The organism is Citrobacter sp. VF227, assembly GCF_052950715.1.
This window is the reverse complement of sequence record NZ_JBRFVF010000106.1, coordinates 1-695: the sequence shown is the minus strand read 5'-3', so window position 1 is coordinate 695 and position 695 is coordinate 1. Positions and strand designations below refer to the sequence as shown.

The following is a 695-nucleotide window of genomic DNA, read 5'->3' as shown; positions in this document are numbered from 1 at the left end:
TTTTTCCACTGCATCATACCAGGACCTCTCATGGAAACACCCGCTGTTCGTCATTTACTGAATGGCCGTCGATATCTTTTACTGCAGGGCCCGATGGGCCCCTGCTTCTCACGCCTGGCCGCCTGGCTGCAGCACAGTCACCGGGAAGTGAAACAGGTCTGTTTTAATGCCGGGGATGCCTGGTATGCCGCCAGAGAGCATGCCCTGCACTATACCGGTTCCGTCAATAATTTTGCCTTCTGGCTGCACGAGCTGCATCAGGAATACGCGTTTGATACGCTCGTGTGCTTTGGCGACTGCCGGCCGGTGCACAGGGAAGCAAAAAAATGGTCCCGTAACCGGTCGGTTGATTTTCTGGTGTTTGAGGAGGGGTATTTTCGTCCGTTTTATATCACCCTGGAGAAGGGGGGCGTGAATGCCTGGTCTTCGATGCCACGTGATGCTGCGTTTTATCGTGAACAGCCGCTGCCGGTACCGGCGTCCCCGACCGCGTGGAAACCGGGGACCGTCAACCGGGCCGTTCATGCCATGCTCTATTATGCGGCGGGGTATCTGGGGCGTCACCGTTATCCGGGCTACCGGCACCATAAACCGTTTTCTCCGGGGTATGAGATGCGCTGCTGGTTCCGGGCCGGCCGGCGTAAACTGTGGTATCGCTGGCGGCAGCGACACATGCTGAGCCACATCACTGAAAC

At 57.4% G+C, this 695-nt stretch carries 1 protein-coding gene; it reads left to right on the top strand.

From position 1 onward, the window contains the following. Window positions 1-30: 30 nt before the first annotated feature. The coding region (locus ACU8YC_RS25300) for a capsular polysaccharide export protein, LipB/KpsS family (RefSeq protein ID WP_446896003.1) at window positions 31-695 on the top strand (665 nt) is incomplete at its 3' end.